Source organism: Oscillospiraceae bacterium, assembly GCA_015068525.1.
GTDB lineage: Bacteria > Bacillota > Clostridia > UMGS1840 > HGM11507 > SIG450.
Map to the genome: position 1 here is coordinate 22685 of SVKJ01000017.1, position 9297 is coordinate 31981.

Sequence of the window (9297 nt, forward strand, 5' to 3'; positions counted from 1 at the left end):
CTCTCCTTTAATACTCATCCGGAAGTTCGTCAAGTTCATCACATCTGAACACAGGACCATCTTTACAAACATACTTGGAGCCAACGTTACATCTTCCGCATTTTCCAACTCCGCATTTCATTCTTAACTCAAGTGTAGTATAAATCTGAGTTTTATCAAGTCCAAGTTCACAAAGCCCATCAAGTGTAAATTTAATCATAATAGGAGGCCCGCAAAGTACAGCAGTCTTATTTGTATCAAAGCCAAGTTCTTTTACATAGTTTGGAACAAATCCGACATGGCCATCCCAGCCTTCCTGCGGATTATCGATAGTAAGATGAACTTTAACTCCTGAGTCTTTTGACCATTCTTCGATAATCTCCTTGTAATCAAGTAAATCATCTTTACTTCTTGAACCATAAACAATATCTATTTCTCCGTAACGATCACGATAATGTCTGCAATAATTTATAACTGAACGAAGAGGAGCAAGGCCAACACCACCTGCAATAAACAAAAGATTTTTTCCTTTAAACACATCATCCACAGGAAATGGGTTTCCATAAGGGCCTCTTATAGTTATCTGCTGACCAACTTCTGCCTGATGCAACCATTCAGTCACACATCCGCATTTCTTAATAGAAAATTCCATGTATTCTTCATTAGTCGGAGATGATGTAATAGAAAACATCGCTTCGCCAACGCCCGGAACTGATAGCATTGCACATTGACCAGGACGGTGTTCAAATGCTTTTTTACCATCTTTGGTTACAACTCTGAATGTTTTAATATCAGGTGTATCAATACGTACATCGGTTATAACGCCGATTTTTGGAATTAAAGTTTCAAACTCATTATTCATGCGTCAGTTCCTCCAATCTTTTTCATTACTTTGACAATATTCATAGAAATCGGACACTTTGAAAGACATCTTCCACAACCTACACAACTGAAAAGTCCGTCATTATTTTCAGGATAATACACAAGTTTATGCATAAATCTCTGACGGAAACGTTCTTTTTGCGTTAGCCTGTTATTGCCATGAGCCATTTTAGTAAACTCGGAATACATACAAGAGTCCCAACATCTAAATCTTATAACACCTTTACCTGTATTAAAGTCTTTTATATCATAACACTGACAAGTTGGGCAAACAAATGTGCAAGTTCCGCATCCAAGACAACTTTGAGACAACTCATCCCATGCAGGGTGATTAAAAAACTCGTCCGTTTTCCCACCGCCAAAAACGTCAGTTTTAAGATCTTTAAGTGGTAACTTATTCATAATATTTTGAATTTTTTCTTTTTCTTTATTTACTGTAGTTTCGTCACATTCTTCTAAAAGTGAAGAAAGTTTATTAAGAAGTTCTTTACCTTTTTCAGTGTTGGCTTTAAAGAAAATTTCATCTTCCGTTTTCCAGGTTGAAATATCTCCTTGTGGCTCTTCAGGTGAGATGCCAAAAGTTTTACAAAAACAGGTTTCAGAAGGCTTTTTACATGCAGTTGACACTATAATACCTTTTTTACGTCTATTGGCATAATAACTGTCAACAGGTTCTGCAAGAAAAACTCTGTCTAAAACTTCAAAACTTTTTACATCACATGCACGGACACCAAAAATAACAAAATCCTCTGTTTCACTTCTTGTATCAATTACATCAATGTTTTTACCGTCCGTTTTAAATTCCATTAAGTTTTCCATCTGCGGAAAAAAGAAATCTTTAGGACTTCTTACAGTATTTAAAGTTTCACTCCATAATACTCCATTTTCCCACTGTTTATAGGAAGCACTTCCTTCTTTTTCATCAACGGGAAGATAAAGTTTTGCATTTTTTGATATTTCTTCAAAAATCAAGTCAATTTTATCTAAAGAACATTTACGCATCAGTATCCCTCCTGTCAAAGACTTCACCAGGTTCCAAATCATCAGTTGTATAGTCAACAAGTGGTGCTCTTTGCCCAACTTCTTCTCCTGCCTGATATTCTCCGTAAAATTCATTTATATCCTTTATAAATTTACGGTTTAATAAGTGAAGTGGAATATTCTGAGGGCAAACTCTTGAACATTCTCCACAATCTGTACAACGACCTGCAACGTGATATGCTCTTATAATATGGAACATTTTTTCTTCAAAACTGTTAGCAGGTGCTTTATTTTCAACGCCTGATGACGGATTGTCAAAAACACACTTTTCACATGTACACGCAGGACAAGCATCACGGCAAGCATTACAACGTATACAACGTGAAAGTTCATTCTGCCAGAATAAAAATCTTTCATCAGGAGTCATTGCTTCTAATTTCGCAACCTCGTCAAATCTTCCTGACTTAATTACTTCGCCTTCTTCACCAAGAAGTTCATCATAGGCAACATGCTTTTTACTCTTGCAATTTATACAACGTTCTAAAAGAATATCTTGTTTAGAAATAATAACAGGTTTATCTTCATAGATAGTTGTAACAAGAATGTTGTCATGTTCTTCGGCAATCGATGTTATTCCCTCGCCTGCTATTTTTTTCAGTTTGGAAACATCAGCCATACCATCACATGGAATACCAACAACGTAAACTTTTTCACGATCAAAACGATGTTCACTAAGCAATTGATTAAAACTATATGTATCACAAGGTTTTAAGAAAACAAGAATTTTACCATCAAATCGGTCTGTTTTAGAAACGAGATATTTTGAAAAGTTTACTCCACAAAAATCATTGAATAAGAAATTTTCTTTTAAATCTTCCAAAGTTTTAAACATTGCAGGGGTTACATCATATCCGAATTCTCCCTTTTTCCATCCAAGAACTGCGTTAACAGTACCGTTATTCATAAGAGAAACTGCTTTGTCTATCAACTGATTCTTAGTTATCTTTTGCATCTAAGATCCTCCAATCTCTTGTTTTCTCCAAGTTCGGTTACCTTTTTTACAAAATCATTCATTGTAGCAGCAAATTTTGCACCTTCAGCCGCAGAAACCCATTCAACACGAGTACGTTCTTTTTCTATGCCTAAAAAGTCAAGCATTGAAAAGAGTGTTGCCATTCTTCGACGTGTATAATAATTTCCTGATGTATAGTGACAGTCGCCAGGATGGCAACCGCATATAATAACACCATCTGCACCCCTTTGGAATGCACGAAGAACAAACATTGGATTAACACGGCAAGAGCAAGGAACTCTTATAATTTTTACATCGGCAGGATAGTTAAGACGATTATTTCCTGCAAGGTCTGCACCTGCATATGAACACCAGTTACAACAAAAAGCAACAATTAAAGGTTTATATTCTTTTACTTGCATATTGCGTCCACCTCCGCCATAATCTGATTACTTGCAAATCCTTTTAAGTCCATAGCACCTGACGGACATGCAACAGTACATGCGCCACAGCCCTGACAAACTGCAGGATTTACAATAGCAATTCTTCTTAATTTTGTTGTTCTGTCAGGCATACGGAATTCTTTATCTTCATATGTAATAGCACCATATGGACAAACTCTTTCACAAGTTGAACATCCATTACACATAAGTTCATTTGAATGTGCAACACATGGATTTCCTGTTAATTTATCTTTTGCTAAAAGACCTATAACTTTTGATGCTGCAGCGCCTGCCTGTGAAACTGTTTCAGGAATATCTTTAGGTCCCTGACAAGCACCTGACAAGAAGACACCTGCTGTCGGGCTTTCTACAGGACGAAGTTTAGGATGTGCTTCCGTAAAGAAGTCATTGGTATCCATACTTGCAGTTAACATTGTAGCAAGAGGTCTTGCAGATTTATCAGGTTCAATGGCTGCTGCCAGAACTACTAAATCAGCATCTATATGAAGTTGCTTATTGGAAATAAGGTCTGATGCCTGAACTTTTAATTTATCACCAAAAGGTGTAACCTTACCTACCATACCTTTAATATATTTTACTCCGTATTCCTCAACTGCACGGCGATAAAATTCGTCAAAGTTTTTACCCGGAGTTCTTACATCAATATAGAAAACATAAACATCTGTATCAGGATATTTATCCCTCACAAGCATCGCGTGTTTAGCCGTATACATACAGCAAATCTTTGAACAGTATTCTTTTCCTTTTTCGGCGCATGCATCACATCTTGAACCAACACACTGTACAAAAACAATTGTTTTCGGTGACTTACCGTCAGATGGTCTTTCAAGATGCCCAGCTGTTGGACCAGCGGCATTTGTAAGACGCTCAAATTCTAAAGATGTTATAACATCCTTTGACTGATTATAAGCAAACTCATCAAATTTATCCATACTGATAGGATTAAAACCTGTTGCAACAACAATTGCACCGTATTTTTCATTTATATATTCATCTTTTTGCGTATAATCTATAGCACCTGCTGCGCAAACTTTTGCACAAAGACCACATTTGCCGTTTTTTAACATATTACAGGAATTCGGGTCAATTGTAGCAACCTTTGGAACTGCCTGTGCAAAAGGAATATATATAGCAGTACGGTTATCCATTCCAAGATTAAACTCGTTAGGAACTTTCTTCATCGGGCATTTTTCCACACAAGCACCGCATCCTGTACAAATATCTTCTTTTACAAAACGTGCATTTTTCTTTATTGTTACATCAAAATTACCAACAAAACCTTTAATTTCTGACACTTCGCTGTATGAGAAAATACGTATATTTTCATTTTGAGCAACATCCACCATTTTCGGTGTTAAAATACAAGCTGCACAGTCAAGTGTCGGGAAAGTTTTATCAAGTTGTGCCATTTTTCCGCCGATTGTAGGCTTTTTCTCAACAATATCAACTTTAAATCCTGCATCTGCAATATCAAGTGCTGTCTGGATACCTGCAATACCGCCCCCGATAACAAGTGCTCTTTTGGTAACGGGAGATTCACCAGGTGTAAGCGGTGCATTAAGATTAACTTTTGCAATGGCCGCTTTACCAAGAATAATAGCTTTTTCGGTTCCCGTCTCTATATCTTTATGAACCCAGGAACATTGTTCTCTTATATTAGCAATTTCAACCATATAAGGATTTAATCCTGCAGCTGCTGCAGTTTTTCTGAATGTTGCTTCATGCATACGAGGTGAGCATGAGCAAACAACAATACCTGTAAGGTTATGTTCCTTTACAGCGTTTTTTATCATATCCTGCCCTGCCTGAGAGCACATATATTGATAATTGGTGGAAAAGACGACACCAGGTTCGCTTTTCAATGCTTCAGATACCGCCTCAACATCAACAGTACCTGCAATATTACTGCCACACCAACACACAAAAACACCAACTCTTTGCATTTGTCTTTTCCTCCCTACTTAGTATATTTTCTAAATGCACTGACTAAAAGCTGTTGCGGAATATCATCATCAAGAAGTTCCGGTACATCATTTGCAGTCATTCTGTTTGCCCCTTGTTTTCTTATTGCCATAAGACGAACTGCTTCAACTAATTTAGCAGGTTCTACACTTCTTGGACATCTTTCAATACAAGCAAAACAAGATAAGCATTTATATAGTGATTCTGATTTTAAAAGCGGTTCTATATCTCCGCTTTCAACCATACTTACAAACTGATGAGGATGATATTCCATCTCATCGTAAGCAGGACAAGTCGCAGAGCATTTTCCGCATTTCATACATTTTTTAGGATTAACTCCGCTTTGGCGGATTAATTCCTCACGAAGATACTCATTATTCATCTGTATTCTCCTTTAGACGATTAAATATATTTATTCATTAATTCTTTACTCCAAGTGCATCTGCTAAAAGTTCTGTAAAATATACCACAGGAATATCTGCACCGTTTTTTATTAGATTATATTTACAAAGAGGACAGGCTGTTATAATCATTTCGGCACCCTGAATTTTAGCATTTTCTATAACAGCATTACTGCTTTTTTTAGAAAGTTCAGGACTTTCTACGGTTACATAACCTCCGCAACATTCATTGCGTTTTGAGTAAATAACAGGTTCTGCTCCGATTGCCTTTATAAAATCCTCCATAATACTTGGATTTTCAGGATCATCCATTTTCATAACACTGCCGGGTCTTAATAAAAGGCAACCATAATATGCAGCAATCTTTTTTCCTTTAAGTGGATTTACAACTTTTTCTTTTAATTTATCAAATCCCACTATATCACGAAGCATCTCTAAATAATGATAAATCTCTGCTTCTCCGTAATATCCGCCTTCATCTGACATATAATTATTTACTTTACTTGAGAATTCTTTATTATTTGTAACAGCATAATTTGTTTGTTTTATAACATTATGACATGCTGAACATACTGTTATAAGAGGCTGATTTTTTAAATAAGCCTCTTTCAAAGCACGAACAGAAGAAAGTTTTGTTGCAATTTCATCATTCGATGTAGTAAAAACTCCTCCGCAACATTGCCAGTTTTCAATTTCTTCAAGTGTAACCCCTAATGCCTCTGCTGATTTATATGCATACAAATCAAGGTCTTTAGCTTTATTTTTTAAGGTACAACCCGGAAAATAACTAACTTTCATTTTTTCTATACCTCCATATCAGAAACATTTATACTTAAACCATTTCTTCGGGATGGAATACTTCGTCAAATTTCTCACTTGTTAGAAATCCAAGTTCAACACATGCTTCTTTAAGTGAAATATTATCTTTATATGCTTTCTTTGCAGTTTTAGCAGCATTTTCATATCCAATATACGGATTAAGTGCAGTAACAAGCATAAGTGAATTATGAAGATTATGATGCATTTTTTCCTTATTAGCCTTAATACCAACTGCACAGTTTTTATTAAACGAACGAATTGCTTCAGCCAAAAGTCTTGCAGACTGTAAGAAATTATACGCACATACAGGCATAAACACATTTAATTCAAAGTTACCCTGAGATGCTGCAAAACCAACTGCAACATCATTACCCATTACCTGAACTGCAACCATTGTTACCGCTTCACATTGTGTAGGATTTACTTTACCTGGCATTATAGAAGAGCCTGGTTCATTTTCAGGAATGAATATTTCAGAAAGACCGTCTCTTGGACCTGACGCAAGCCAACGTACATCATTTGCAATCTTCATCATATCTGCTGCAAGTGCTTTAATTGCACCATGAGCAAAAACAAGTTCATCCTTTGATGTAAGAGAATGGAATTTATTTGCTGCAGTTACAAAAGGCTTATTTGTAATTTTACCAATTTCTTCTGCTACTTTTTTTGCAAATTCTTTTGGAGCATTTAATCCCGTTCCAACTGCTGTACCACCAAGAGCAAGTTCATATAAAGGCTCAACAGAACGTTTTATAAGTTCAATATCCTTTTCCAGACTTGAACGCCATCCGCTTATTTCCTGAGAGAATGTAATAGGAGTAGCATCCTGAAGATGAGTTCTTCCACTTTTTACTATTCCTTTATTTTCTTCTTCAAGTCTTTTAAATGTTTCTATTAATTCCAAGACTGCCGGAATAAGTTTATCTTCTAAACTAATTACTGCTGCAATATGCATAGCAGTCGGGAATGTATCGTTAGAAGACTGACTCATATTTGCATCATCGTTTGGATGAAGTATTTTTTTATCTAAAATCTGATTACCTCTGTTTGCAATAACTTCATTGGCATTCATATTAGATTGAGTGCCTGAGCCTGTCTGCCATACAACAAGAGGAAAATTATCATTAAGTTTTCCTTCAATTATTTCATCACATGCTGCTTTTATTGCTTCAAGTTTTTCATTTGTCATTTTTTCAGGGCGAAGAGCATTATTGGTTATCGCCGCTGCCTTTTTTAATATGCCAAAAGCATGTATAATTTCACGAGGCATTGTTTCAATACCTACACCTATTTCAAAATTTTCATGACTTCTTTGTGTCTGGGCAGTCCATAGTTTATCGGCAGGAACTTTTATTTCCCCCATTGAATCATGTTCAATTCGATAGTTCATTTTTTTTCATTTCCTTTCTATATGTTAAGATTCTTTATTAAACCTTTTAAAACGTCTGCGCTATTATATAATGCTTTAATTTCCTCGTCATTAAGCGGGAGCATTATTTTACTATGTGCACCATTATTACCTACAACATTTAATAAACTCAAGCACACATTAGAAATTCCATATTCACCATTAAGCATTGTAGATACGGTAAGTGTTGTATCAATTCCGGAAAGTAAACATTGGCAAATATGACATACTGAGATTGAAACTGCATAAAATGTTGCGCCTTTTCTTTCAATGACTTTCGCGCCTGATTTACGAACATAATCCTCAACCTCTTGCGGATTAAAATCAGGAAATTTTATTTTACTGGAAACAGCATTTTTATAATCAATAATCGGAACATTTGAAATATTTGCAATTGACCATGGGACAAAAGAACTATCTCCATGTTCACCAAGAACATAAGCATGAACATTTTTTTGATTTACAGAATAAAATTCTGAAACTCTTGCACGCAGTCTTGCTGTATCAAGAATTGTACCCGAACCGATAACACGGTTTTCAGGAAGTCCGGTATGCTTTAAAAATACATAAGTTAAAATATCAACAGGATTACTTACAATAATGTATGTTGCATTTGGTGCAACAGGAACAATTTTATCTGCTATACTTTTTATAATATCTACATTTGTTTGTGCAAGGTCAAGTCTTGTTTGACCGGGTTTTCTTGCCATTCCGGATGTTATTATAACAATATCTGAATCTTTGGCATCAGAATATGCCCCTGCATAAACACTTGCAGGTGAACAAAAAGGAAGTCCCTGCCTTATATCAAGCGCTTCTCCAAGCGACTTTTTTTCATTAACATCTATCATAACTATTTCAGATGCAAGTCCCATAACCGTAAGTGTATATGATATGGTAGCTCCTACATTCCCTGAACCAATTACTGTTATTTTATTCATTTTAAATCATCACCTTTTTTCTAAATATTTTTAAATATCCAAGTATAATAAAACTTATCATTTATACTCATTATATTACATTGTGAATTTTATCACAAACTTCGCTAAAAATCAATGCCTTTAAAGCATTTTCGTCACATTGACAAAAATTTAACAATGTTTTTTGTGAAATATGTTTATATTTATCAAAACATTCTTTTTAATGTATATAAAAAGAGAAGTTTTATATTATTAAAACTTCTCTCAGCGTGTCGATAAACCTATCGGCACGCTGGCAGAGTTCGAAAAAGGATGGGATATTTTACCAAAATGAATGCAGATAGTACTAAAGTACGGCAAGGCTCATTTTGTTAAAAAGCAAAGAATGGCAAGGGTTTGAACCGACCCCCAATTGTTAGACCAAAATTCTAACAATTGGGAGGTCGGTTTTTTATGGCAAAATATAGTT

Annotated in this window: 9 protein-coding genes; all 9 read right to left on the reverse strand. The window is 35.5% G+C overall.

The features are described from left to right. Positions 1-7: 7 nt before the first annotated feature. Genes E7419_06365 through E7419_06405 form a run of 9 tightly spaced genes read right to left on the reverse strand, consistent with a single transcriptional unit; the run spans position 8 to position 8849 of the window. Positions 8-841: a hydrogenase gene (locus E7419_06365; GenBank protein MBE7014812.1), complete on the reverse strand. Its 834-nt coding sequence runs from the start codon at positions 839-841 to the stop codon at positions 8-10. Further along, positions 838-1863, reverse strand: a complete 1026-nt coding sequence (locus tag E7419_06370; protein ID MBE7014813.1) for a 4Fe-4S ferredoxin — start codon at positions 1861-1863, stop codon at positions 838-840. Before E7419_06370 ends, E7419_06365 begins: the two co-directional genes overlap by 4 nt. Continuing rightward, on the reverse strand, positions 1856-2854 hold the full coding sequence (locus tag E7419_06375) for a 4Fe-4S ferredoxin (GenBank protein ID MBE7014814.1): 999 nt from the start codon (positions 2852-2854) through the stop codon (positions 1856-1858). The genes E7419_06370 and E7419_06375 overlap by 8 nt, the downstream gene beginning before the upstream one ends. Continuing rightward, positions 2842-3276, reverse strand: a complete 435-nt coding sequence (locus tag E7419_06380; GenBank protein MBE7014815.1) for a hydrogenase iron-sulfur subunit — start codon at positions 3274-3276, stop codon at positions 2842-2844. The genes E7419_06375 and E7419_06380 overlap by 13 nt, the downstream gene beginning before the upstream one ends. Continuing rightward, positions 3267-5261, reverse strand: a complete 1995-nt coding sequence (locus E7419_06385) for a CoB--CoM heterodisulfide reductase iron-sulfur subunit A family protein (protein MBE7014816.1) — start codon at positions 5259-5261, stop codon at positions 3267-3269. Before E7419_06385 ends, E7419_06380 begins: the two co-directional genes overlap by 10 nt. A 14-nt stretch (positions 5262-5275) precedes the next feature. After that, the gene (locus E7419_06390; protein MBE7014817.1) at positions 5276-5662 is read right to left on the reverse strand and encodes a 4Fe-4S dicluster domain-containing protein; all 387 of its coding nucleotides are present in this window, start codon (positions 5660-5662) and stop codon (positions 5276-5278) included. 37 nt (positions 5663-5699) lie between these two features. Next, positions 5700-6479 carry a disulfide reductase gene (locus tag E7419_06395; protein ID MBE7014818.1) on the reverse strand — a complete coding sequence of 260 codons (780 nt, stop codon included), beginning with the start codon at positions 6477-6479 and terminating at the stop codon, positions 5700-5702. A 34-nt stretch (positions 6480-6513) separates the two neighbouring features. Continuing rightward, complete coding sequence (gene fumC, locus E7419_06400; GenBank protein ID MBE7014819.1) at positions 6514-7890, reverse strand: class II fumarate hydratase; 1377 nt, start codon at positions 7888-7890, stop codon at positions 6514-6516. A 17-nt stretch (positions 7891-7907) separates the two neighbouring features. Continuing rightward, the gene (locus E7419_06405) at positions 7908-8849 is read right to left on the reverse strand and encodes an L-lactate dehydrogenase (GenBank protein MBE7014820.1); all 942 of its coding nucleotides are present in this window, start codon (positions 8847-8849) and stop codon (positions 7908-7910) included. Between the last annotated feature and the right edge of the window lie 448 nt (positions 8850-9297).